Here is a 25553-nt window from a genome sequence, read left to right on the forward strand (position 1 = left end):
TGATTTTTCACACAAGCGTTGCAGGAAGGCCGCATGCGTGATGTTGCAGGTCTTTGTAGGGTGGGCAATCCTTTGCCCACGCGTTCAGATCACGTGTGCATTGACGCGCATCGCACAATGTCCCACCGTTTGAACGCGTGGGCGGGGGACCGCCTACCCTACTATACCGTGACGGCTTTCGCGGTTTCGCTGCGTCCCAGCCAGCGGCGCACGACGCGCAGCGACGGCCGTTCGACCAGGTGCCAGCTCATCATGGCGAGCGGAATCACCACCGCCAGCGAGACCACCGTCAGGCGCTTCGGCCCCATCGGCGGCAGGGTTTCGCGCAGCATGACGATCACCGGCCAATGCCAGATATAGATACCGTAGGAATAATCATGGCGCTGGAGGTGGGCGGCCCAGCCCGGCAGCCGCATGCTGCCGGCGCACAGCGCCAGCGTGACCGCCACCAGGGCGATGCCGAACCAGGTCAGCGGGCTCGGGGTCTGGTCGGCCGAGCGCGTCCAGTTGAGCAGCACCAGCGCCACTGCGCAGGCCACGTGGCGCCAGCCGATGTTCACGTTCGGCGCCATCGTCTGCAGCACGATGCCGGTCAGGAACAGCGACCACATGCGGGTTTCCCAGACGTAGCCGCTGACGATTTCCGGATACACGTTCGCGGCCAGCAGCAGGAACAGGGCGACACCGCGCATCCACGTGCGCAGGGGCAGGGCGGCGGCCAGGCCGATCAGCGCCACCATCACGTACATCCGGCCTTCCCAGTACAGGGTCCAGAGCGGGCCGTTCAGGGGCTGGCCGCCCAGCACGCCGGCGATGCGCAGGTGCCCGGGCGGGATGTGGTAGACCAGGCCGTGCAGCACCGTGTTGCCGAAGATGTAGCGCCAGGGCGCGCTCTCGAACAGGCCGGCCCAGCCGAAGGTGGAGAAGAAGCCCACCGCCACCACCGTGGTGACCAGCAGGCAGACGAACAGGCCCGGCACGATGCGCGCCACGCGCCGCGCGGCGAAGCGGCCCAGGTGCGGGTCGCCCATCCAGCTGCGCGAGACGAACATGCCGCTGATGACGAAGAACACGCCCACCGCCACCGCGCCCAGGTCGGTGTTCGGGTTGAGGAAGCGGGTGATGGGGTCGCGCATGGGCTCGGCCACGTTCATCATCCAGGTGTGGTACACCACCACCGCCAGCGCGCACACGAGGCGCACCAGGTTGAAGCCGTTGTCGTGGGTGCCGATCGCCGCTTCCAGCGTGCGGCCTTGGGAAAGATGTGCCATGGGTGGGGTCAGGGGAGCTGCCATTGCCAGCTGAGCTGGAGTTGGCGGTTGTTATATTGGAAGATCGAGATGTTTTCCTGGTTGCGCACGAGGCGCCCCTCCAGCACCAGCGATTGCCGCTGGTCGATCGCGTAGCTGACGCTGCCGCGCAGGACCTGGGTGGCCTGATCGCGCACCACGTCGATCAGCGTGGGCGAATAGGCGCGGCTGCCGTGCCAGCTCTGTCGCGAGTAGCCGATTTCGGTGTTGATGCCGCCCCCCAGGCCGCGGCGCAGGATCAGGTTGGCGAAGCTGCCCTTGCGGTTGCCGCCGGGGCGATGTGCCAGCGCATGGTCGTTCTGCCAGCCGAGCGTGGCGCTGGCATAGCTGGGACCCTTGCGCCACGACAGATTGCCGCGCACTTCCTGGGTGCTCGAATCGAAGTTCGTCAGCGAGGGGAAGTTGTTGTAGGTGATCCCGCCCACCACGTTGAACTGCATCGTCTGCGGCAGGCGCAGCGGCGGCACCACGCGCGCCTGCAGCTGCACCTGGCGCTGGTAGAGATGGCCGCCGAGAGTGACCAGGCCCAGGGTCGCGGTGGCGCGCAGGCGCCAGGCCTTGAAGCGATAGGGCGCCTCGAGGCCGGCGAACAGCGAGCTGGTGTCGTACTGGTGCAGGCGGTCGTTGTGCCGGATCTGGTACTGGGCGAAGCCCAGCATGCCGTTGGGCGATACCTCGCGCATGGTCTCGCCCGAGACTTGCGTGTACTGGTCGTGGCGCGGCGTGAAGTCGCCGGACAGCTCGTACTCGACCTGGCCGTCGGGGGCGTCGACGACGTAGCGGTTGGTGCGCGCGCCCTGGTTGACGTTCTGGTCGATGCCGCGTCCCGCCGTCACCAGGCTGCTGCTGAACACGTCCCAGCGCGTGCAGCCTTCCTCGCGCGTCTCGGCGATCAGCTCCAGGATCGCGGGCGAGGGCTTGAAGCGGGTCTCGATGATGGCGAACAGGCGCTCGGCCTCGTCCGAATTGCCGAGCGAGCACTGGGTCAGCGCGAGCTCGAGCCAGGCGCCGGCGTGCTCGGGCGCCTGCTCGATCAGGCGGCGCAGCTCGGCCGCCGCGTCGGCGCGCCGGCCTTCGGCGATCGACTGCAGGGCCTGCAGGTAGAGGTCCTGGTCGAGCGGTTCCTTGGCCGATTGCGGTGCATCCGCGGCATGCGCGGCGCCGCAGAGCAGCAGGAGGGAAAGCGCGCACCGGGCACGCAGTGAAACGGACTTCATTGGCAAGACGCCGGGCAGTGAGAACCGTAGGGTGGGCAAGTTCCTTGCCCACGCGGTGATAGTTGGAATGTGAGCAGCCGCACGGGCTGCAGCACGGTAATTTGAACGCGTGGGCGGGAGACCGTGATCCGGTCCACTGGACCGGATCACCCCTACGAAAGGCATCATGCGCTGCCTTTCGTATCAAGCGCCATCGACATCGCCACCTGCGACAAGGGGAAATCCCTGGGCGTAAACAGCGCGGTCGCCTTGCCCTTGCCGCGCAGGCGGCGTTCGCCCAGGGCGATGAAGGCGTGGCGCCGGGCGCGTTCGACGGTGCCGGCGCCGACGATGACGTCGTGCGGGAAGTCGCGGGCGGCCTGCTCCAGGCGGGACGCCGTGTTCACGCTGTCGCCGACGGCGGTATAGATGCTGCGGAAACTCGTGCCGAAGTCGCCCGCCACCGCCGGCCCGCTTTCGATGCCGATGCGCGCCCGCAGCGGCGGGTAGCCCAGCGCCTCGCGCGCGGCCGACAGGGCATTGACGCGCTCGACGATCGCATGGGCCGCGTCCAGCGCCAGGTCGGCATGCTGCTCGATCGGCAGCGGCGCGCCCCAGAAGGCCACCAGGCCGTCGCCGGTGTACTTGTCCAGGGTGCCGCGGGTGGCGATCACGGGGCCGGTCAGGCAGTCGAGGAATTCGCGCGTCAGGTGCGCCGACTCTTCCATCGACAGCGATTCGACCTGGGTGGTGTAGCCCTCCATGTCGGCGATCAGCGTGGTGACATCGAGCTGGCGCGGCGCCAGCGGGTCTTCCAGGTCGCTGCGCAGCAGTTCCTTCACCACCGAGGGCGCAACGTACTGCTGCAGGGTGCCGAGCAGGCGGCGCGAGCGGCGCTGGGCCAGCTGCCACTGGTAGGGCACGGCCACCGCCAGCAGGAAGAGATTGGTCGCCAGCGGCGCCGTGGTCGAGAAATAGGGATCGTGCGGCGCGATCAGGTAGGCGGCGCCCAGCCACAGGGCGGACATGCCGGCAAGCGTGGCGACGCTGGCCACCGCCGACAGGCGCGGGAAGGCGTAGCTGGCTATGCAAGCAGACAGCAGGGCGAAGGCGCAGGCGATCAGGCGGCCGGGCCAGGGCGCCGGCATCTTGCCTTCCTGGCGGTCGAGCAGGGCGGACAGAATCTCGGCCTGCACTCCCAACCCCGGGCGCTTGGCCGCATGCGGCGTGGTCACGCGGTCGCCCAGGCCGAGCGAGGACGAGCCGACCAGCACCAGGCGGCCGCTGGCGCTGGCGGGATCGATCGCTTCGTTCAGGATGTCGGTGGCGCTGGCGATGGTGAACGCTTCCCAGTCGCGCGTGAAGGGAATGCGCATGTGGGCGGCGTCCGGCAGCGCTGGAAGGGCTGCGCCGCTGCAGCAGTCCAGCAGGGCCAGGCCGAGCGAAGGATAGTCACGCCCCCCGAAGCGCGTCACCAGGGGCACGTGGCGCAGCACGCCATCCGGGGAGGGTACGAAGCCCATATTGCCGACGTGGCGCGCGCCGGCAAGGCCGGCGTGGTTGGCGATGTAGCCATCGGCGAGCCTGGCCTGCGGCTGCAAGCGGGGCAGGGCGCCGGCCGGCACGCCGTCGCGCAGCGGCGCAGGACGGCTTTTCTCGTAGTCGAAATCGAACACCTGGCCGAGCACCAGCGGGCCGTGCGTGGCCAGCGCCGCCAGGCGCATGTCGCCCTCGGGGTCGCTCGCCTTGGGGCGCACGATGTCGAGCGCCACGCCACGCGCTTCGTAGCGGCTGAGCAGGATTTCCACCAGGTCCGCGATCCGGCTGCTGGTCCACGGCCACGGCCCTTCGGCGGTCAGGCTGGCTTCGTCGATATCGACGACGAGGATGCGGGGTTCCGGGGCGGTGGTGGCGCGCCACCGGATGAATTGGTCGCGCAGGATCTCGTTACCGAAGAAGGAGTTGCCGAAAAACGACACCTCTTTTGTCGTACCCCATTGGGCAGACACCGTCAGCAGGACCGCCGCGAGTGCGATCGCGGCGCGCGCCCATGTGGCCTGCCGGCGCGGCGCCAGCCTGCGGTTGCTCTGGGAAGTAGGGAGATCGGCCACGCCGTGACAATCAGTATGGATCAGAAGAAACGATCAGTATAACGCGGAAGTGTTGCTCAGAGGGCAAGTGCTACAAATTGTAAGCAGGGCGGGTAACGCATGAGTTTGCCTTAAAATGTGATGGCCGTCACGGAAAGCGCGTGCCCAGCCCGGATAATTGCGCGAAAAGGGGAAATCTATGTTGCGTCCATTACTCATTACCAGCTTGCTTGCGCTGGCAGCCCAGGCTCATGCGGCCGAGGCCGGCAAAGTCATCTTTGCCGCAGGCAGTGCGCAGGTGGCCGACAAGGCGGGCGCCGAAGGCACGCCGGTCCAGGAGGGCGAGCTGCTCACCACCGGCAAGGACGGCTTCCTCTACGTGAAGACGATCGACAACGGCCTGTTCATCCTGCGCCCGAACACCAGGGCGAAGATCGTGGCCTACCACGTCGACAAGAAGAACCCCGCGAACACCCGCATCAAGCTGGAGCTCATCAGCGGCATCGCGCGCAGCAAGTCGGGTGACGCCGTCAAGCTGGCGCGCCAGAACTTCCGCTTCAATACCCCGGTGGCGGCGATCGGCGTGCGCGGCACCGACTTTACTGTCTACACGGACCAGGAAACCTCGCGCGTGACGGTGCTGACCGGCGGCGTGGTGGTCAGCGGCTTCGCCGACGGCTGCCGTCCGGAAGGCGGCGGCCCCTGCGAAGGCGCGGCCAGCCGCGAGCTGTTCGCCGCCCAGCGCGGCCAGCTGCTGCAGGTGCGCCGCGGCCAGACCGCCCCGCAGGTGATGCCGGCGAACGGCAGCGGCCCCGACCAGGTGTCGCCGCCGCGCGCGGACGAGCCGGTGGCCAAGACCGGTGGTTCGAATACCCCGAGCCTGGATGCACGCAAGGGCGAGACGCTCGAGAAGCTGGCGAACGAGATCAAGCAACAGCAGAACAACAAGCCGGATCCGGTGGTGATCCCGCCGACGCCGCCGGTGGAGAACAAGCCGCCGGTGGTGGAGGTGCCGGTGGAGCAGCCGAAGCCGGAAGTGCCGAAGCCGGAAGTGCCGCAGCTTCCGGAACGTAAGATTGAGTGGGGGCGCTACGCGGCCATCGGCAATAGCGAACCGACCATTGCCGATGCTGCGCCCGCCGACGCCGACAAGGTCAGGCTGGGCGGCTACATTGTCTACCGTACGGCTGGACGCGAGTACGTCACGCCGGAGCGCGGTAGCGCCAGTTTCGTTCTCAAGGGGGGGGAGGCGACCATCCGCACGGCGGACAATGCGATTGCAACGACGACGGCGGACTTGAAGAACGGGTTGCTGTCGGTCGATTTTGGAAAAGCCAGCTATGTCACCAGCTTCGACGTCGTCAGCGGCGCCGAGACATTCAATATGAAAGCCGATGGTTACGTGACGCAGGATGGGCGCTTCGGCAATTCCAGCATGGACCAGTACAGCCGCCCTCAGGAAAATAATATGGAGGTGACGGGTTTGCTCAGCAATGAGAACGGGGGCGCGGCGGCGTACTACTTCAAGCGGACGCTCAATGACAATCGCTCTATTAATGGCGTCACTAGTTGGGGCGTAAAGAAGTAAATACTCCTTTCCGCTCTTCGGCGCGTGCCCGGCAAAAAGGATTGCCGGGCATTTTTTTTACCCTTACTTGGGGTCGTGTGGCGCATTAAGCGTAACGACATCCCAACCACATATTATCATTGATAAATAGATAAGATTGATGATCCGCTCTTATCCAAAATGCATAGTGTCGACCAGGCACCATCGGCTTTAGCGGTGTGATTATTCACATCTGCATCTCGAATGCCGCACCGTTCATTACGATCTTGCGCAAGCATAGCGCTTCTCTGATAATGGCCGGCCACAAAAGCACTGATGAAAATTTACAACTCAGGGACAAAATAGTGTGATTCGTGTGACGGTCGTCACACGAGCGCGCGGCTTGCCTCTGTCATCATTCGCCCGGTTGGATTGCAGAAGTCTTTAGTGCGACTGCAAATTTACATATCCCCGAAACTTAGGAGCAATAAATGGCTGTTTATACCGCTGACATTCAGAAGCTGTACGTCGCCTACTTCAATCGCCCGGCAGACTTCGAAGGTCTGGCATTCTGGGAAAAAGTCCTGGTGAACACCAAGGGCAACCTGTCGCTGGTCTCGAGCACCTTCGCCAACTCGACCGAATACAAAGAGCAGGTCGCTGGCAAGTCCAACATGCAGATCGTTAACATGATCTACCAGAACCTGTTCAACCGCGAAGCCGACACCACCGGCCTGCTGTTCTGGACCGAGCGTCTGAACAACCGTGACTTCACCGTTGACCAGATCGTCAAGATCATCGCTGACAACGCATCGGACACCGATGCGAAAGACAAGACCACCTACGCGAACAAGGTTGCAGCTGCTACCGCCTTCACCGCTGAACTGAACACCGCTTCGGAAATCCTCGGTTACTCGGGCAACGCCGCCAACAACGCCGCCAAAGTGTGGCTGTCGACCATCGGCACCACCGAGTCGCTGGCAGCCGCTACCCAGCCGGCAGCCCTGGCAGCAACCGTCACCGCAGTGTCGCAAGTCGGCACCCAGTCGGGTGGCGTGACCAGCACCCTGACCAAGGGCCTGGACGTCATCAACGGCACCGCAGGCAGCGACACCATCATCGGTTCGATCGATTCGGACAACGCTGAACTGAACACCTTCAGCAACATCGACATCATCAACGGCGGCACCGGCACCGACTTCCTGAAGCTGCAACACGCTAAGAGCACCGGCGCGATCACCCTGAGCAACCTGTCGAACATCGAGATCGTCCAGATCGAAAGCGCCGCATCCGCTGGCGTGACCGTCGACAGCACCGGCAGCACCGGCATCACCGAACTGAACGTCGTCAAGGCAGCTGGTGTCGTCGACATCACCGCTGGCGCAGCGACCGACATCACCCTGGCCGCACGCGACACCACCGCAGGCAGCGCCCTGGCCCACGACATCGACGGCGGCAAGAACGTCACCGTGACCCTGACCGACATGGGCAATACCTCTGCCCTGAACGCCGACACCATCAACATCGGTGGCGACGTCGCCGCCAAAGGCAATGTGGTCGTCAACGTCGCTGGCAAGCAGTACGACGCAACCGTCGCTGACTCCTACTTCGGTTCGATCACCGTGAAAGGCGGCACCACCATCGCCGTGAACCAGTCCGCAGCTGTCAGCATGTCCGCTGTCGGCGCCGACGACACCCCGGGCACCGTGCACCAGGGCGCCGTGGACCTGACCACCGACGCAGCCACCACCACCATCACCGTCAAGCAAACCGCTGACATGGCTGCTGAAGCTGCTGAAGCTGCCGCAACCGGCGGCGTGCGCGAAACCGCAACCGTCAAGTTCAACGCACTGAAGAACGGTGATTCGATCGCCCTGAACGGCCTGACCTTCACCGCCAAGGCCGACATGACCGCCAACGAAGTCGCTGCCGCCTTCGCAAGCCTGGTCAAGAACACCCTGCCGGCAACCGGCGACACCCAGTCGGGTGGCGTGTACACCAAGGGTAGCTACACCGGCCTGTTCAACACCGCAGCATGGACCAGCGGCGCCGCCACCGGCGACACCGTCGTGTTCACCGCCGTGCCGAACAACAGCAACGTGACCGACCTGAACGACGCATCGCTGTTCACGTTCACCAAGGGTTCGGGCAACACCAGCACCGCTCCGGCCTTCACCATCGTCCAGGGCGTCGCACAGACCGCCGGCACCACCTTCACCGGTGGCGTGATGGGCGTGGAAACCGGTGTCGTCAGCATCGACGCATCGAGCGCAGCTGCACTGAAGACCGTGACCGTCGACGGCTACACCGCGAATGGTTCGGGCATGACCGGCGCGGGTTCGACCAAGTTCGACACCCTGAACCTGCTGAACGGCGGCGACTTCACCGTCGACGCAGCCGCAGAAGCCCTGGCTGTCAACCTGACCAACGTCGATGGCGACTTCGTCCTGACCAACGCCACCACCAAGACCCTGAACGTGACCAGCAACGGCGACAACGCCTTTGACCTGGACCTGTCGGGCGCCACCGCTGCCGCCAACCTGAACGTTTCGGGCACCGGCACGCTGACCGCTGACGGTTCGGTGCTGACCACTGTCACCACCATCAAGGTGAGCGGTTCGGCTGGTCTGGACCTGGGCACCACCGAGCGTACCAACGTGACCTCGGTCGACACCACCGGCACCACCGGCGAAACCACCATCGCTATCAAGGGCACCTCGACCTACGCTGGCGGCGCTGGCGTCGACAACGTCACCGTGACCAACGCTGGCACCGCAATCGGCAAGTCGATCAACCTGGGCGCCGGCGACGACACCCTGACCCTGCTGGGCACCATCGTCACCCCGACCGTGGACCTGAAGGGCGGCGACGGCCGTGATACCCTGGCGATGACCGCTGCAAACGCAGTGGCCCTGTCGGCGACTACCGCCTTTGGCGCCAAGTTCGACGGTTTCGAAATCCTGGCGATCGACCGCGCAGTTGCTGCAGGCACCATCAACATGGCGAACCTGGACAACATCGACTACGTCATCAGCGAAAACTCGGGCACCAGCACCCCGGCAGCGACCAAGTCGGTCTTCACCGTGAACGTCACCGGCGCCGCAAACGCTGGCGATACCTTCCAGTTCAACGGCGGCACCGTGAACGTCGCTGGCAACCTGACTGCTGAGCAACTGGCTCTGCAACTGGGCGCCCAGACCTACACCGACTGGATCGTCAAGTCGGTCAGCGGCACCGCTGTCACCTTCGAAGCACGTGTTGCTGGCGCAGCGACCACCGTCCCGGCTGCAACCACCGGCTGGTTCACCGACGAAGCGACCACCCCAAGCACCGCAGCCTTCGCAATCGGCACGTCGACCGCCGGCGCCAACGCTGGTACGGCCGCTGCTTCGCTGACCATCAGCAACTTCGCCAACAATGGCACCCTGGAACTGGTTGACACCGGCGCCGGCGCCTTCGTCAGCATCAAGGACGCTGCTACCGGCACCGCCGACGTGCTGAACGTGATCGGCAACGCTGCTGGCGCCCTGGGTACCATCAGCACCGCCAACACCGAAACCGTGAACGTGACCGCGAACGAAGACATCTCGATCGCTATCACCGGCAACACCTCGCTGAAGACCGTCACCGTCGCTGGTGCAGGCGATACCGTCCTGACCCTGGGTACCGGTGGTAACGGTGCAGGTGCTACCGCTGTGTCGGCTGTGAACGCAGGCGCTGCAACCGGCTCGCTGCAACTGAACCTGTCGGCTCACAACGGTGTTGCAGTCACCGTGACCGGCGGTGCTGGTGCCGACGTGCTGTACGCAACTGCTGGCGCGAACGCCAAAGCTGACGTTCTGGTCGGCGGCGCTGGCGATGACACCCTGTACGCAGGCAGCAACGGTGCACGTCTGACCGGCGGCGCAGGCAACGACATGTTCGTCCTGCAAGCTGGCAGCAAGGAAGCCAACACCTACAGCATCGTCACCGACATGCAAGCTGGCGACCTGCTGAAGCTGCACACCAACGTGGGCGCTGTCGTGGGCTCGTTCGCCAAGCTGACCGCCACCCTGAACGAGAGCACCTCGGTGTTCTCCGACTACGTGGCTGCAGCAACTGCCCAAGCCGGTAACGGTGCGGTCTGGTTCGCGTTCAACGGCAACTCGTATGTCGTGATCGACAACGGCGTGGACGGCGGCGCTTGGGAAACCAACGTCGACGCCATCATCCAGCTGGCTGGCGTGAACACCCTGGACAACGTGTCCTGGAACGCCACCTACGGCACCGTCGGCCTGGTCTAATCGACCCGGCAACAGGCGCCCGCCCAAGCGGGCGTCTGACATGTGCTCGAAACCCCATTCCTCGCAAGAGGGATGGGGTTTTTTCTTTACTCCTAGGGTCTAACGGAATATTGCTGGCGGCCAGTGTTACCATGTTTAATCTTTGAAACATGTTAGGAGACATCATGTCGGATTGGACCGGTGGCTACGTCGCCGAGATCGGGTACACCCACGGTTATTACGCGGAGCTCAACCCCTTGCGGATCAAGCTGGCTTTCCTCAACGCGGGTTATGCTTTCCCCGAGACGGGAACTGCATGTGAGTTGGGATTCGGCCAAGGTGTGAGCACCAATGTGCATGCTGCCGCCTCTGTCACTCGCTGGCATGGAACCGACTTCAATCCCTCCCAGGCCGGCTTCGCCCAAGAGATGGCGGAAGCATCCGGCGCCGACGTGAAGCTGTATGACCAGGCCTTCGACGAATTCTGCGGCCGCGCCGACCTGCCGGACTTCGACTTCATTGGCCTGCACGGCATCTGGAGCTGGATCTCCGATGCGAATCGCCAGGTGATCGTAGACTTCATCCGCCGCAAGCTGAAGGTCGGCGGCGTCGTCTACATCAGCTATAACACCCAGCCGGGATGGGCTGCCATGGCCCCGCTGCGCAATCTGCTGACCGAGCATGCCCAGCTGATGGCGGCACCGGGCGAGGGCATTGTCCCGCGCATCGACGCGTCCCTCGATTTCGCTGACAAGGTCATGAAAAGCGGCGCGCTCTATGGACGCATCAATCCGCACGTCGTCACGCGCCTGGGCCAGTTGAAGGAGCAGAACCGCCAATACCTGGCGCACGAATACTTCAACAGGGATTGGGCGCCGATGTCCTTCTCCGATTTGCGCGGCTGGCTGGAAGAGGCGAAGCTGACTTACGCATGTTCGGCAAACTTCCTCGACCATGTCGATGTGCTCAACCTCACGGCCGAGCAGCGGCAGCTGCTGGGCGAAGTGCCGGACCGCATGTTCCGCGAGACCGTGCGCGACTTCATGGTCAACAGCCAGTTCCGCAAGGACTACTGGGTACGTGGCGCGCGGCAGTTGAACATGGTCCAGCGGATCGAGGCGCTGCGGGGCCTGCGCTTTGCCATGGTAATGCCGCGGGACCAGGTCAAGCTCAAGGTCAAGGGCATTCTCGGCGAAGCCGACATGAGCGAAGCGATCTACAAGCCCATTCTTGATTGCTTCGCTGGCTATCGTGTGCTGACGTTTGCTGAGCTGGAAGAATCGGTGCGGGCCGCCGGTGTACGTTTCGAAGCACTGATGCAGGCATTGACGATCCTCATTTCCCAATCCGTTCTGCAGCCGGCGCAGCACGAAGCCGCAATCGAGGCGGCCCTGCCCATGACCCGCCGCCTGAACCGGATGCTGTGCGAACAGGCGCGCTATTCGGATGCGGTGGTGGCCGTGGCCTCTCCCGTGATCGGCGGCGCCATCAATCTGAACCGGATCGATAAACTGCTTTTGATGGGGACGGCGAAAGGTGCGAACGAACCCGAGTCGCTGGCACGCTTTGTCATCAGCAATCTGGCGCTGGGCGGGTCGCGGATCATCAGTAATGGCAAGCCTGTGGACACGCCCGAAGCGGAGTTCGCGGAAGCCCTGAGGCTCACCAACGGATTTAACGAGACCATGCTGCCCTTGCTGAAATCACTACGTATCGAATGCTGATTGCATAACAGGCGGGCCGATCACGGCCCGCCTGTATCCAGTACGCCACGTCAAGTATTCAAAAACTGGGAATCGGGGTTGGCAAAATACCCAAAAAATGTGATGCACATCACATTTCCTGTAGGATTTGAGCGATAATGTGTCGCTCGCTCCTGCCGAGTCCGCTTGAAGGACAAGGGAGTGAATTCCCCATGTGTTCTTCACGGACCCAATGAATACCAAACTCTTCAACAAGAAAAACGAAATCGAGCAAGCCCTGCTCGCTTTCAAAAGCACCTTCTGGACGGTTGGCACCTTCAGCGCCATCACCAACCTCCTGATGCTCGTGCCCTCGCTGTACATGCTGCAGGTCTATGACCGCGTGCTGGCAAGTCGCAACGAGCTCACCCTGGTAATGCTCACCGTGCTGATGCTGGGCGCCTACCTGCTCATGGTTGGCCTCGAGCTAGTGCGCTCCTACGTTCTGGTGCGGGTTGGCGCCAAGTTCGACATGATGCTCAACAAGCGCGTCTACACCGCGGCATTCGAGCAGAACCTGAAGCAGGCGGGTGGCAATGCTGGCCAGTCGCTGAGCGACCTGACCACCCTGCGCCAGTTCCTGACCGGGAACGCGCTGTTCGCTTTCTTCGATGCGCCCTGGTTCCCGATCTACCTGGCCGTCATTTTCATGTTCGAGCCCGCGCTCGGTTGGTTCTCTCTCGGCGGCACCTTGATCCTGGTGGTGCTTGCCTATGTCAACGAGCGTACCACCAAGGCGCCGCTGACCGAAGCCAATAGCATGGCGATCGCAGCCAACACCATGGCCACCAACAACCTGCGCAATGCCGAAGTCATCGAATCGATGGGCATGCTGCCGAACCTGATCCAGCGCTGGTTCAAGACCCACGGCAAGTTCCTGCAACTTCAGGCAGACGCGAGCGAAAAGGCTGCCAAGGTCGCGTCCGCGACCAAGTTCGTGCAGGTCTCGCTGCAATCGCTGGTGCTCGGTTTCGGCGCGTTGCTGGTGCTGGAAAACAGAATGACCCCGGGTATGATGATCGCTGCCTCGATCCTGGTCGGTCGCGCCCTGGCGCCGGTCCAGCAAGTCATCGCGGTATGGAAGTCCCTGAGCACCACACGCAGCGCCTTCGAGCGCCTGAGCAAGCTGCTGGAAGCCAATCCGGCACGCGAAGCCGGTATGGAACTGCCGAAGCCGCAAGGCGCGATGTCGGTCGAAAACGTCACCGCCGGTCCGCCGGGCGCCAAGGCCCCGGTCATCAAGGGCCTGAGCTTCGCCATCACTCCCGGCGATGTGCTCGGCGTGATCGGCCCGAGTGGCTCCGGCAAGTCGACGCTGGCGCGCCTGCTTGTTGGCGTGTGGCCAGCGATGATCGGCAAGGTGCGCCTGGACGGCGCCGATATCTACCAGTGGAACAAGGGCGAACTCGGCCCGCACATGGGCTACCTGCCGCAGGACATCGAACTCTTCAGCGGCACCGTTGCCGAGAACATCGGCCGCTTCGGCGACGTCGATTCCGAGAAGGTGGTGCAGGCGGCCAAGCGCGCCGGCGTGCACGACATGATCCTGCACATGCCGAACGGCTATGACACCAAGCTGGGCGACGGCGGCGCCGGCCTGTCCGGCGGCCAGAAGCAGCGTATCGGCCTGGCGCGCGCCATGTACGATGACCCTGCCGTGATCGTGCTGGACGAGCCGAACTCGAATCTCGACGACATCGGTGAGCAGGCACTCGTGCAGGCAGTGCTCGATTTGCGCCAGCGCGGCAAGACCATCGTACTGATTACCCATCGTACCACTGTGCTCGGCGTGACCACCAAGCTGCTCCTGATGCGCGACGGCGCTGCGCAGGCCTTCGGCCCGACCAAGGAGGTAATGGCCGCGCTGCAGGAAGCGAACCAGAAAATGATCCAGCAACAACAGGCAGCCCAGCAAGCGGCGGCTCAGGCGGCTGCACAGCAGGCGGCCATGCAGCAACAGCGCGCCCAAGCCGAGGCGCAAGCAGCCGCAAATGCGGCAGCAGGGGAGGGTAACTAATGCAGCTCGTTAAGAAAGAAACCGCAGACGTCGTCACCCACGACGTAACTCCGGTGGAAGTGAGCACCGACGCACGCAGTTTTGCGCGTATCGGCTGGATCGTGGTGCTGGTCGGCTTCGTCGGATTCATCCTGTGGGCTACCCTGGCGCCGCTCGACAAGGGTGTGCCGCTGTCAGGTACGGTGGCCAAGGAATCGAACCGCCAGTCGGTACAACACCTGACTGGCGGCACCATCCAGGAAATCCTGGTCAAGGATGGTGACACAGTCAAACGCGGCCAGGTGCTGGTGCGAATGAACCCGGTTACCGCTCAGTCGGCATTCTCGATGACCGAGGCGCAGTACCTGAGCGCTCGCGCGGTCGAGGCGCGCCTGATGGCCGAGATGGCCAACAAGCGCAGCATCGACTTTCCGGCCGAGCTGAAGTCGCGCCGTAGCGATCCGCGTGTGGCCGAAGTCATGGCGCTGCAGGAACAGTTGCTGCTGTCGCGCCAGCTGTCGCTGCAGAGCGAACTGTCCAGCGTTGAGGAAAGCATCGCCGGCCTCAAGCTGCAGATCCGCGGCCTGGAAGAATCGCGCGATAGCAAGAAGGAACAGGTCGGCTACCTCAAGGAACAGCTGGCCGGCATGCGCGACCTCGCCAAGGAGGGTTATGTCGCTCGCAACCGCCTGCTCGACCTCGAGCGCACCTACGCCCAGCTGGGCGGCGCCATTTCGGAAGACATCGGCAATATCGGCCGCTCGCAGCGTCAGGTGATGGAACTGAGCCTGCGTCGCACCCAGCGCATGTCCGACTACCAGAAAGAAGTGCGTACCCAGCTGACCGAGGCACAGAAGGAAGCCGAGGCGCTGGCGGCGCGTCTGGATGCGCAGAAATTTGAACTCGGCAATGTTGAAGTGAAAGCGCCTGCGGACGGTGTGGTGGTCGGCTCGACCGTGTTCACCAACGGCGGCGTGGTTCCGCCGGGCCACAAGATGATGGACATCGTCCCGAGCGGCGATCCGCTGGTGGTCGAGGGCCAGTTGCCGGTCAACCTGGTGGACAAGGTGCATCCTGGCCTGCCGGTGGAACTGATGTTCTCGGCATTCAACACCAACCAGACACCGCACATCGAAGGCGAAGTCACGCAGGTCTCGGCCGACCGTTCGGTCGACCAGCATACCGGCATGCCCTACTACGTGGTGCGCGTGAAGGTCTCGCCGGAAGGCGCGAAGAAGGTCGCCGCAAACAAGATGAACATTGTATCTGGCATGCCGGTGGAACTGTTCGTCAAGACCGGCGAACGCACCATGATGAATTACCTGCTCAAGCCTGTATTCGACCGCGCCAAATCGGCCGTGGGTGGAGACTGATGACGATGACGACACGCTTCCCGGGCGCCTTGCGCGCCTGCGCACTGGCAGCGGCCGCGCTGTCTGCCGCCGGCAATGCCGGCGCGATCACGCTACAGCAGGCCTACGAGGCCGCCTTGAGGAATGATCCAACCTATCGGATGAGCATCCAGACCAACGAGTCTGCCAAGGAAAACCGCATCCTCGGCCGCTCGCAGCTGCTGCCGAGTGTGTCGGCCAGCTACAGCCGCAACAAGAACGTGACGGACCGCGAGTTCTCGGATCCAAAGACCGGTAAGGTCACTGGCATAGACCATCCAAGATATTCCAGCACCTCGGCTAACGTGCAGCTGCGCCAGTCGATCCTGAACCTGGACGCCATCCAGCGCTACCGCCAGGGCAAGGTGCAGACTCAGGCGGGCGCCGAACAGTTCCAGGTCGACACCAACGAAGTCGCGGTGCGTGTGCTGACCGCCTATCTCGACGCCCTGTTCGCCGAAGACCAGTTGGCGTTGTCGCGCGTGCAGCGCGACATGTATGCGGAACAGCAGAAGGTCAACGAGCGCCTGTTCGAAAAAGGCGAGGGCACCCGCACCGACATGCTGGAAACGAAAGCGCGGCTCGATCTGGCCGAGGCCCAGCTGATCGAGGCGCAAGACCAGGCCATTGTCCAGCGTAATGTGCTTGAAGGGATCATCGGCGGACCGGCTGGCACGCTGGACCAATTGGGAGAGGGCTTCCGTGTCGGCGGGTTGATCGAGGGCTCTTTCGAGGACTGGAAAAAACGCGCGATCGACAATAGCCACGAACTCGAGGTGGCACGCCTTGCGGTCGAAAACGCCCGTCTCGAGATCGGCCGTATCAAGGCAGGCCACCTGCCGCGTGTCGATTTCATCGCTACGTACGGCAAGGGCGACAACGAAACCATCAACACCCTGAACCAGGACAACACGAACCGCAGCCTGGGCGTGCAGGTCAACATCCCGATCTACCAGGGCGGCGCCATCAACGCCCAGACCCGCCAGGCCGCCGCCAACTACGAGCGCGCCCGCGCCGACCTGGACGCCCGCACCGACAAGCTGCTGGTCGAGGTACGCCGCGCCCACAGCCTGGTGCAGAGCAGCGTGCGCAAGGTCGACGCCCTGGTCAAGGCAACGGAATCGGCCAAGCTCCTGATGACGGCGACCGAGCAGAGCATCAAGGGCGGGGTGCGCATCAACCTCGACCTGCTCAATGCCCAGCAGCAGCTGTTCACCAGCCAGCGCGACCTGGCCCAGGCCAGGTATGCCTACCTCATCGCCGTGCTGCGCCTGCGCGCCTATACCGGCGAAGTCGGCAGCGAGGACATCCGCGCCATCGCCGCCTACTTCCGTTCCTGATCAGTTCTTTTTGTTGATCTACCACGAGGCCGGCTTTATGCCGGCCTTGTCTCTTCTGCACGAAATCTTTCCAACTGGCTTCATTGAGCACCGCCAATTAGATTTCATTATGATAACTTTTAGACTGGTCTGCGGATGAGTTTCCACGCCGTTTGCTCATCAATTACAAGCCGCATGGCGACTGATTTATGGCCATTTTTGCAGCACAAAAAACGCCCCCGGAAAGCTGTGAAATTCTCTTATAAATAGGAAACAAATTTCTCTATGTAATTGATTTATTTAGGAAATCGCGCACGATTGGATGAGCAGTAAACGGCCTGAATTTCATGATTACGGTATATTTTATGCACCACTTTTCATGGAGGCCGTGATGGCAACTGATTACACTAACGAAGTGCAGAAACTGTATGTCGCGTATTTCGGTCGTCCTGCCGACCCGACTGGTCTGAATTTCTGGACCAACCAGCTCCAGACCAATCCGAACTTCTATCAGACGATCTCGGCGACGTTCTCGACGTCCAACGAGTTCAAGGCGATGTATGCCGGCCTGGACAACCGCGCCCTGGTCACCGAGATCTACGACAATATGTTCGCCCGTGCACCGGATGCAGACGGCCTGAACTTCTGGGTCAACGCCCTGAACAACGGCACCATCAGCTTCGACAACGCCGTGAGCTTCATCGCCAACGGCGCGCGTAACAACGACGCCATCATCATCAACGGCAAGGTGTCGGTTGCCACCGAGTTCACCAAGCACATCGATACCGACGCCGAGCGCGCAGCCTACGACGGCATGGCCGCGAACCAGATCGCGATCGACTACATCAGCGGCGTGAAGGACATCATGTCGGGCGCGCAGCGCATGGATGCCGGACAGATCGATGCCACGATCGCGAAAATCGTCGGCACCCCGAGCGGCATGACGATCGACGATATCGCCCTGGTAGGCTGAAATATTCTTTCAGTAGAAGCAGTTTTTTGAAATATTCTTGCATCACCACGGCGCGCACATCGTAGAACATGAGCGAACCGACGCAGCACCGGTACCGGGCGTCACACGCGCTATAACGCAGGCAGCGTCCTAACGCGGCACGGTAGCGGAAAACAAAAAAGGCCCAGGTCGCCTCACGGCGGCCCAGGCCTTTTTGCCTTTTACAGCTAGGGCGGTCGGCAAAGCCGACCACCCTACGAAGTCAACCAGCTGCGACGTTCTCGCCAGGCTCGGCCGGCGCCACGCTCTCCTTGCCCGAGCAATGCGGGCAGGACACGCCGACCACATACTCGGGCGCGAGCTGCTGGCGCGGCGTCACCACGGCGCGGCAGGCGAAGCACTGCACGGTCTCGGTCGGCTCCAGTTTCGGGTTCAGCGCGGTGCGATAGTCGAACACGAAGCAGTCGCCCTTGTAATGGTCGCCGCCGACTTCCTCGAAGTATTTCAGGATGCCGCCGTCGAGCTGGTAGACGCGCTCGTAGCCGATGTTCTTCATGTGGATCGCCGCCTTCTCGCAGCGGATGCCGCCGGTGCAGAAGGTCACCACGGTCTTGCCCTCGAGTTCATTCTTGTGCCGGGCGACGACGTCCGGGAATTCGCTGAACTTCTCGATGCGGTAGTCGAGGGTGTTCTCGAAGGTGCCGACGTCGACCTCGAAGGCATTGCGGGTTTCCATCATCACCACCGGCACGCCATCGTCGTCATGGCCCTGGTCGAGCCAGCGCTTGAGCGTCTTCGCATCCACCGCCGGCGCGCGGCCCAGTTCCGGCTTGATCAGCGGCATGCGCATGGTGATGATCTCCTTCTTGATCTTCACCAGCATGCGCTTGTGCGACTGTTCGGCGGACAGGCTTTCCTTCCATTCCAGGTCGGCCAGGCGCGCATCGCTGCGCACCCAGTCCAGGTAGCGGTCGATGCTTTCGCGCGGGCCGGACACGAACATGTTGATGCCTTCCGGCGTCAAGAGAACGGTGCCCTTCAGGCCGAGCTCCAGGCACTGCGCCTGGTATTGCGCGCGCATCTCCTCGAGGTTCTCGAGGGTGACGAATTTATAAGCGGCGATATTGACGTGGTTGGCGGCGTGGGACATGGCGGCATAGCGGGATAGGACAACCCGCTATTATAAGGCAGTCCGGGGCGCGGCTGCAGCATTGCGGGGGCATCGCGCCGTGGAGTGTTGCCCTCAAGCCTACACGGCCCCGTTTGCCGCATCCATCCCCGCAAAAGGGGCGTCCGTCGCAAGGCCCCTGCCGCCACACGAGCTTCTCTGGAATCATCCGCCTGCCTTTGTCAGTGGAACTGGAGAAGAACACAATGAAACACACGCAAAACCGCAGCCCCATCCCGCGCCGCCTCGCCATCACGATCGGCCTTGCCCTGCTTGCCGGCTGCGGCGGCGGGGGCGGGGAGGAAGATGCGCCCCCGGCCGATATGGCCGCCTACACCGAGACCATGGCCTTCTGCGAAGGCACGGAGCCGGACGGCCAGGGCGGCTGGTCCCTCAGCTCGCCGTCGAAGTACGGCAACCCGAGCTACGACGCGAGCGCCCTGGTCTCGCCGCGCGGCGCGGAACTGAGCTTCACGCTGCTGATGAAGGTGGGCGTGCACGATTATCGCGGCGTGAACGGCTTCTTCATCCCGAGCGCCTACATGGAGCCGGAGTGGGGCATGGGCGTCCAGCTGCAGGGCCGCCTGCCGGCCGGCGCGGCCTGCGTGCGCAGCCTCGGCAAGTTGACGCCGCCGCTGAATCTTCCTGGCGGCTTCCACATGCCGGACAATGGGTACACGCTCGGCTGGAAGAGCAAGTGGTCGGCCGCGGTGCCGGTGGCGAACGTGCCGGGCGCGGTGATCGACGGCTTCGAGTTCGTCAGCAGTTTCGCGCCGCCGGATGCCCAGCCCTTCTTCATCCTGTCCAAGACCCGCCTGGCGAGCACCCAGGGCGCGGCCATCTGCTACCTGGCGCCGGCTGCAGCGAACTGGGACTGCAGGACGCCTTCCGTCACCGACCTGGGCAAGAACTGGGGCCTGGCGCGCCAGGGTGCGCAGGCGGGCGTGTACGTGCTGGCCGCGCCGCGGTAGGGTGGCCCGGGGCGCGCAGCCGGCTCCGCCGGCCGCGCGTTCAACCGGCGTGAAAATGGACGACGCGCGTCGATTCACCCGTGGTTTGAACGCGCGGACGGCATAGCCGTCCACCCTACGTGCAGTTGCCAGTTTCGTAGGGTGGGCAATCCTTTGCCCACGCGTTCAACCGGCGTGAAAATGGACGACGCGCGGCCGCCAGCCGTAGGCCATCAGGATATCCTGCCGCCCGCGCAGCTTGTGCGTGCCGATGGGTTCGAGCACGGCCGGATGGCCGACGGCCTGCGCCACCGCGCCGGAGCACACGACCGAATAGCCGACCTCCTTGGACAAGGCTTCCAGCCGCGCCGCCACGTTCACCGTGTCGCCCACCATGGTGAAGGCGTGCCGTTCGCGCGAGCCGATATGGCCCGCGATCGCCACCCCGCTGTGGATCCCGATGCCGATCTCGAGCGACGCCCGGCCTTCCGCGCGCAGCTTCTCGTTGAGCACCGCCAGCTCGACCAGCATGCCGTGCGCCGCTTCCAGCGCCGCCTTTTCGCGCGCCGGCAAGGGATTCGGCACGCCGAACACCGCCATCATGCCGTCGCCGATGAACTTGTCGACGCTGCCGCCGTGCCGGTGTGGCCAGCGCCAGCGCCGGATTCTTATCGAGCACGGCGAGCTTGGCGCGCTCGTCCAGCAGCATCCAGTACAACTCGCCGTTGTTGCGGGTCTGGGGCAGAAGCAGCAGGCGTTCGAGGGCAGGGCGCGCTTCTTACGCGCGGCCGGTCTCGATCAGCGCCTTGGTCAGCATGTAGGCGCGCGCCAGCTCGACCCAGGCCCAGTTGTTCGTGCCCGTGAAATAGGCGCCGGTCACGAGCTTGAAATCGTAGTTCAGGGTGTTCGAGCGGGCGTCGTAGCGCAGCACGACGTTGACGTCGTTGAAGCGGCCCATGGCGGTCGCCTGCGAGATCTGGGTGTAGCCGGCAATGCTCAGGGTGAAGTTCTTGGCCGAGTCGATGAAGGCGTCGACATTGCTCGGGCACAGGGTCTGGCCGCGGCTGCCATTGATGTCGGCGCGGCATCCGCGCCCGGCCGGCGGGCCGCCGGGCGCTGCGAGGGGGTCTGTTTTCGGCTATGATGTCCGGCATCTTTTGAGCGGGACGACGAGGACGATGGAATATCTGACGCTGGCAGGCAAGGGCATGATCGACTATGGATGGCGCATCCTGTACGCCTCCATGATCCTGTTCGCGCTCGAGCTGGCGATCGGCTGGAACCGCTACTCGCTCAAGTCGCGCCTGCGCGGCGCCTTCTTCTGGGCGGTCTACATCGCCATCACCGTGGCCCTGCTCACGGCCTTCAATATGTTGTGGGGCAAGCTGGGCGTGAAGCCCCTGGTCGTGATCAGCATGGGCGAGTGGTTCGCCTCGAACAACAAGCTCGTGACCATGCTTGGCTGGATCGTGACGCCGGTGCTGGCCCTGGCGGTGAGCGACTTCTTCTATTACTGGTTCCACCGCGCCCAGCACACCTGGGCCTTCCTGTGGGTCTTCCACGCCGAGCACCACTCGATCCGCGAGATGAGCGCCTGGAACAGCAACCACCACTTCACCGAGGAGCTGTTCCGCATCCCCTTCATCGTGATTCCGATGAGCTTGCTGGTGCAGATGGACCCGGGCTTCGCGCCGGCCATCGTCTGGCTGCTGCTCGGCGTGCACGGGCAGTTCATCCACTCGCACACGCGCCTTTCGCTGGGGCCGCTCCGCTACGTGGTGGCCGACAACCACTTCCACCGCATCCACCACTCGGTCGAGCTGCCGCACTGGAACCGCAATTTCGGCTCTTTCACCTCGATCTGGGACAAGCTGTTCGGCACCGCCTACTTCCCCAAGCGCCACGAGTGGCCGGATACCGGCATCGACGAGCACGACGAGGCGCAGAACCTGCGCGAATTCCTGTTCCGGCCCTTCCAGAAGCTGCGCGGGAAGGCCTGAACCCGGCGGCCCCGCAGGCTGCGATTCCGTGGTATTTCGGCATCCTCGTTCATCGTCGGACGCGGTAAAATGCACGGATGACTTCCCCGATCTTCACCCACCTCCGCGTCCATTCCGAATACTCCATCGTCGACGGCCTCGTGCGCATCGACGACCTGGTGGCAGCCGCCGCCAAGGACGGCCAGCCCGCGCTCGCGGTGACCGACCTGGCGAACATGTTCTGCCTGGTGCGCTTCTACAAGGCGGCGCGCGGCAAGGGGATCAAGCCGATCGTGGGCGTCGACGCCTGGATCACCAACGACGACAACCGCGACAAGCCTTCGCGCCTGCTGATCCTGGCGAAGAACCGCACCGGCTACCTGCAGCTGTGCGAGCTGCTGTCGAAAGCCTGGCTCACCAACCAATACAAGGGCCGCGCCGAAATCCGCGTCGAATGGCTGGAAGCGCTCGCCACCTCGACCTCGACCCTGGAACCCGGCGCGGACCAGGCCAACGCCCTGATCGTGCTCTCGGGCGCGTCGTTCGGGGACGTCGGCCAGGCCCTCGAGCAGGGCGACATCGAACGCGCCGAGCGCGCCGCCGAGCGCTGGTCGCGCATCTTCCCGGGCCACTTCTACATCGAGATCCAGCGCGCCGGCCAGGCCAACCAGGAACAGGTGGTGCGCCAGTCGGTGGCCCTCGCTTCGCGCCAGGGCCTGCCGGTGGTGGCGACCCATCCGGTGCAGTTCATCAGCAAGGACGAATTCATCGCCCACGAGGCGCGCACCTGTATCGCCGAAGGCGAGATGCTGGCCAACGCCAAGCGCGTGCGCCGCTTCAACGAAGAGATGTGCTTCAAGTCGCAGCAGGAGATGGCCGAGCTGTTCGCCGACCTGCCGGGGGCGCTCGCCAATTCGGTGGAGATCGCCAAGCGCTGCAACGTCACCCTCACGCTGGGCAAGCCCCAGTTGCCGGATTTCCCGACCCCGGACGGCATGAGCATCGACGACTTCCTGGTTCTTGAAACCAAGAAAGGGCTGGAAGAGCGCCTGGTGCAGCTGTATCCGAACGAAGAGCAGCGCGAGAAGGAACGCCCGCGCTACGAGGCGCGCCTCGAGTTCGAGAACCAGACCATCATCAAGATGAAGTTCCCGGGCTACTTCCTGATCGTGGCGGAGTTCATCCAGTGGGGCAAGAACAACGGCGTGCCGATCGGCCCGGGCCGAGGTTCGGGTGCGGGTTCCCTTGTCGCTTATGCTTTGAAGATCACCGACCTCGACCCGCTGAAATACAACCTGCTGTTCGAGCGCTTCCTGAACCCGGAACGCGTCTCGATGCCCGACTTCGACATCGACTTCTGCCAGGAAAAGCGCGAACTCGTCATCCAGCACGTGAAGGATTTGTACGGTCGCGACGCGGTCTCGCAGATCGCCACCTTCGGCACCATGGCGGCCAAGGGCGCGATCCGCGACGTCGGCCGCGTGCTCGACTTCGGCTACAACTTCTGCGACGGCATCTCCAAGCTGATCCCGTTCAAGCCGGGCAAGCCGGTCTCGATCGCCGAGGCGATCGAAGAGGAACCGCTGCTCAAGGAACGCCTCGAGAACGAGGAAGAGGTCAAGCAGCTGCTCGACCTCGCCCAACAGGTCGAAGGCATCACCCGCGGCATCGGCATGCACGCCGGCGGCGTGCTGATCGCGCCGGGTAAACTCACCGACTTCTGTCCGCTATACACCCAGGGCGGCGACGCCGGCGTGGTCTCGCAGTACGACAAGGACGACGTGGAGGCCGTCGGCCTGGTGAAGTTCGACTTCCTGGGCCTGACCACGCTCACCATCCTGGATCGCGCGGTGAACTACATCCGCGCGCTCGACCCGCAGGACGCCGACTTCAACCTCGAGACCCTGCCGCTGACCGACCGGCCGTCCTATAAACTGCTGTCCGAAGCGAAGACCGTCGCGATCTTCCAGCTTGAGTCGCGCGGCATGCAGGGCATGCTGAAGGATGCGCGTCCCGACCGCTTCGAGGACATCATCGCGCTGGTGGCGCTCTACCGTCCGGGTCCGATGGACCTGATCCCCGACTTCTGCAAACGAAAACACGGCGAGAAGTTCGACTACCCGGACCCGCGTACCGAGTCCATCCTGTCCGAGACCTACGGCATCATGGTCTACCAGGAGCAGGTCATGCAGATGGCGCAGATCGTCGGCGGCTACTCGCTGGGCGGCGCGGACATGCTGCGCCGCGCGATGGGCAAGAAGAAGGCCGAGGAAATGGCCGAGCACCGCGAGATCTTCCGCGCCGGCGCCGCCAAGGATGGCCTGTCGACCGAGAAGGCCGACGAGATCTTCGACCTGATGGAGAAGTTCGCGGGCTACGGCTTCAACAAGTCGCACGCTGCCGCGTATGCGCTGCTGTCCTACCACACGGCCTACCTGAAGGTGCACCACACCGCCGCGTTCATGGCAGCCAACATGTCGCTGGCGATGGAAGACACGGAGAAGATCAAGATCCTGGTCGAGGATGCGAAGGATGTATGCAAGCTCCAGATCCTGCCGCCGGACGTCAACGAATCGCAGTTCCGCTTCACCCCGGAAGGCCTGCCGCGTTCCGTCACCGGCAAGCAGGTGGCCAACATCCGCTACGGCCTGGGCGGCGTGAAGGGCGCGGGCCAGGGCGCGATCGAGGCCATCATCGCCGCGCGGTCGGAAGGCGGCAAGTTCAAGGACCTGTTCGACTTCTGCATGCGGGTCGACCGCAAGCAGATCAACCGCCGCACGATCGAGTCGCTGATCCGCGCCGGCGCCATGGACTCATTCGGGGTTGATCGTTCTGTGCTGCTGGCTTCCGTCAGCTTCGCGATGGAAGCGGCCGGCCAGGCCGCCGCCGCCGCCAACCAGGTGAGCCTGTTCGGCGGCATTGACTCCGACCTGGTGGCCCCGCCGGAATACGTGAAGGCGACCCCGTGGACCGATCGCCAGAAGCTGGCCGAAGAGAAGATCGCGCTCGGCTACTACCTGTCGGGCCACATGTTCGACTCGTATGCGGCCGAGGTGCGGCGCTTCGCCAAGACCAAGCTGAAAGACCTGGAACCGTCGCGCGACCCGCGCATGCTGTGCGGCGTGATCACCGGCGTGCGCACCCAGATGACCCAGCGCGGCAAGATCCTGATCGTCTCGCTCGACGACAAGACCGGCGTGGTCGAGGTGACGATCTACAGCGAGCTGATGGAGCAGAACAAGAATATCTTCAAGGAAGACGAGTTCCTGCTGGTGGTCGGCAAGGTATCCGAAGACCGCTTCAACGGCGGCCTGCGCATCACGGCCGAGAAAGCCTTCGACATCGCCGCGGCGCGCATCCAGTACGGCTTCAAGCTCGAGATGGACGTGTCCTGCGACCTCAACCCGGCCAAGCTGGCCGAAGTGCTGCAGCCGCACCGCATGCAGGACGGCATGCCGGTCAGCCTGCGCATCAAGCCGCAGGGTGTCGAAGCCACGCTGCAGCTGGGCGACGAGTGGCGCGTGGCGCCGTCGGATACGCTCAAGCAGCAGCTGGAGCTGGTGATCGGGGCGAAGGATGTGGCGGTGGAGTACTGATTCGGCTGGGTTCTATCTGGCTGACCTAGGGATGTAGGAACAACAGTTGTATGGTG

16 protein-coding genes are annotated in these 25553 nt (G+C 63.7%); 10 read left to right on the forward strand and 6 right to left on the reverse strand.

The features are described 5' to 3' along the window. Positions 1-161 precede the first annotated feature (161 nt). The 3 genes from ACQ7JA_RS18075 to ACQ7JA_RS18085 all read right to left on the reverse strand — a co-directional run bounded on the left by ACQ7JA_RS18075 (position 162) and on the right by ACQ7JA_RS18085 (position 4617). Positions 162-1271 (reverse strand): acyltransferase family protein, encoded by a 1110-nt coding sequence (locus ACQ7JA_RS18075; RefSeq protein ID WP_430900216.1) that lies wholly within the window; start codon positions 1269-1271, stop codon positions 162-164. A gap of 8 nt (positions 1272-1279) precedes the next feature. Beyond that, positions 1280-2527: a tetratricopeptide repeat protein gene (locus ACQ7JA_RS18080; RefSeq protein WP_430900218.1), complete on the reverse strand. Its 1248-nt coding sequence runs from the start codon at positions 2525-2527 to the stop codon at positions 1280-1282. 164 nt (positions 2528-2691) lie between these two features. Continuing rightward, positions 2692-4617 carry a CHASE2 domain-containing protein gene (locus ACQ7JA_RS18085; protein WP_430900220.1) on the reverse strand — a complete coding sequence of 642 codons (1926 nt, stop codon included), beginning with the start codon at positions 4615-4617 and terminating at the stop codon, positions 2692-2694. 178 nt (positions 4618-4795) lie between these two features. Between ACQ7JA_RS18085 and ACQ7JA_RS18090 the strand changes: the two genes are divergently transcribed. The 7 genes from ACQ7JA_RS18090 (at position 4796) to ACQ7JA_RS18120 (ending at position 17825) form a co-directional block, all read left to right on the forward strand. Beyond that, entirely contained in the window at positions 4796-6184 is a 1389-nt protein-coding gene (locus ACQ7JA_RS18090; RefSeq protein WP_430900222.1) for a FecR family protein, read from the forward strand. A 449-nt stretch (positions 6185-6633) separates the two neighbouring features. Further along, entirely contained in the window at positions 6634-10425 is a 3792-nt protein-coding gene (locus ACQ7JA_RS18095) for a DUF4214 domain-containing protein (protein ID WP_430900224.1), read from the forward strand. A 164-nt stretch (positions 10426-10589) separates the two neighbouring features. Then, complete coding sequence (locus ACQ7JA_RS18100; RefSeq protein ID WP_430900226.1) at positions 10590-12128, forward strand: class I SAM-dependent methyltransferase; 1539 nt, start codon at positions 10590-10592, stop codon at positions 12126-12128. Positions 12129-12339: 211 nt separating this feature from the next. Continuing rightward, positions 12340-14163 (forward strand): type I secretion system permease/ATPase, encoded by a 1824-nt coding sequence (locus tag ACQ7JA_RS18105; protein WP_430900228.1) that lies wholly within the window; start codon positions 12340-12342, stop codon positions 14161-14163. After that, positions 14163-15515 carry an HlyD family type I secretion periplasmic adaptor subunit gene (locus ACQ7JA_RS18110; protein WP_430900230.1) on the forward strand — a complete coding sequence of 451 codons (1353 nt, stop codon included), beginning with the start codon at positions 14163-14165 and terminating at the stop codon, positions 15513-15515. Before ACQ7JA_RS18105 ends, ACQ7JA_RS18110 begins: the two co-directional genes overlap by 1 nt. Then, on the forward strand, positions 15515-16873 hold the full coding sequence (locus tag ACQ7JA_RS18115; protein ID WP_430900232.1) for a TolC family outer membrane protein: 1359 nt from the start codon (positions 15515-15517) through the stop codon (positions 16871-16873). Before ACQ7JA_RS18110 ends, ACQ7JA_RS18115 begins: the two co-directional genes overlap by 1 nt. Positions 16874-17243: 370 nt before the next feature. Next, positions 17244-17825, forward strand: a complete 582-nt coding sequence (locus tag ACQ7JA_RS18120) for a DUF4214 domain-containing protein (RefSeq protein ID WP_430900234.1) — start codon at positions 17244-17246, stop codon at positions 17823-17825. Positions 17826-18066: 241 nt separating this feature from the next. Here ACQ7JA_RS18120 and ACQ7JA_RS18125 read toward each other — a convergent pair whose 3' ends face one another. Further along, positions 18067-18954 carry a sulfurtransferase gene (locus ACQ7JA_RS18125; protein ID WP_430900236.1) on the reverse strand — a complete coding sequence of 296 codons (888 nt, stop codon included), beginning with the start codon at positions 18952-18954 and terminating at the stop codon, positions 18067-18069. 224 nt (positions 18955-19178) lie between these two features. Between ACQ7JA_RS18125 and ACQ7JA_RS18130 the strand changes: the two genes are divergently transcribed. Beyond that, complete coding sequence (locus ACQ7JA_RS18130) at positions 19179-19943, forward strand: hypothetical protein (RefSeq protein ID WP_430900238.1); 765 nt, start codon at positions 19179-19181, stop codon at positions 19941-19943. A 165-nt stretch (positions 19944-20108) separates the two neighbouring features. Here the strand turns inward: ACQ7JA_RS18130 and ACQ7JA_RS18135 are convergent, their stop codons facing one another. Beyond that, positions 20109-20690: an adenylate/guanylate cyclase domain-containing protein gene (locus ACQ7JA_RS18135; RefSeq protein ID WP_430900435.1), complete on the reverse strand. Its 582-nt coding sequence runs from the start codon at positions 20688-20690 to the stop codon at positions 20109-20111. Between the two features lie 10 nt (positions 20691-20700). After that, on the reverse strand, positions 20701-20880 hold the full coding sequence (locus ACQ7JA_RS18140) for a hypothetical protein (RefSeq protein WP_430900240.1): 180 nt from the start codon (positions 20878-20880) through the stop codon (positions 20701-20703). A 220-nt stretch (positions 20881-21100) separates the two neighbouring features. Between ACQ7JA_RS18140 and ACQ7JA_RS18145 the strand changes: the two genes are divergently transcribed. Continuing rightward, on the forward strand, positions 21101-21922 hold the full coding sequence (locus ACQ7JA_RS18145; RefSeq protein WP_430900242.1) for a sterol desaturase family protein: 822 nt from the start codon (positions 21101-21103) through the stop codon (positions 21920-21922). Between the two features lie 77 nt (positions 21923-21999). After that, the gene (gene dnaE, locus ACQ7JA_RS18150) at positions 22000-25497 is read left to right on the forward strand and encodes a DNA polymerase III subunit alpha (RefSeq protein WP_430900244.1); all 3498 of its coding nucleotides are present in this window, start codon (positions 22000-22002) and stop codon (positions 25495-25497) included. Positions 25498-25553 lie beyond the last annotated feature (56 nt).

The sequence above is a fragment of the Massilia sp. BKSP1R2A-1 genome (assembly GCF_050586525.1).
In the GTDB taxonomy this organism is placed as follows: Bacteria; Pseudomonadota; Gammaproteobacteria; order Burkholderiales; family Burkholderiaceae_D; genus Telluria.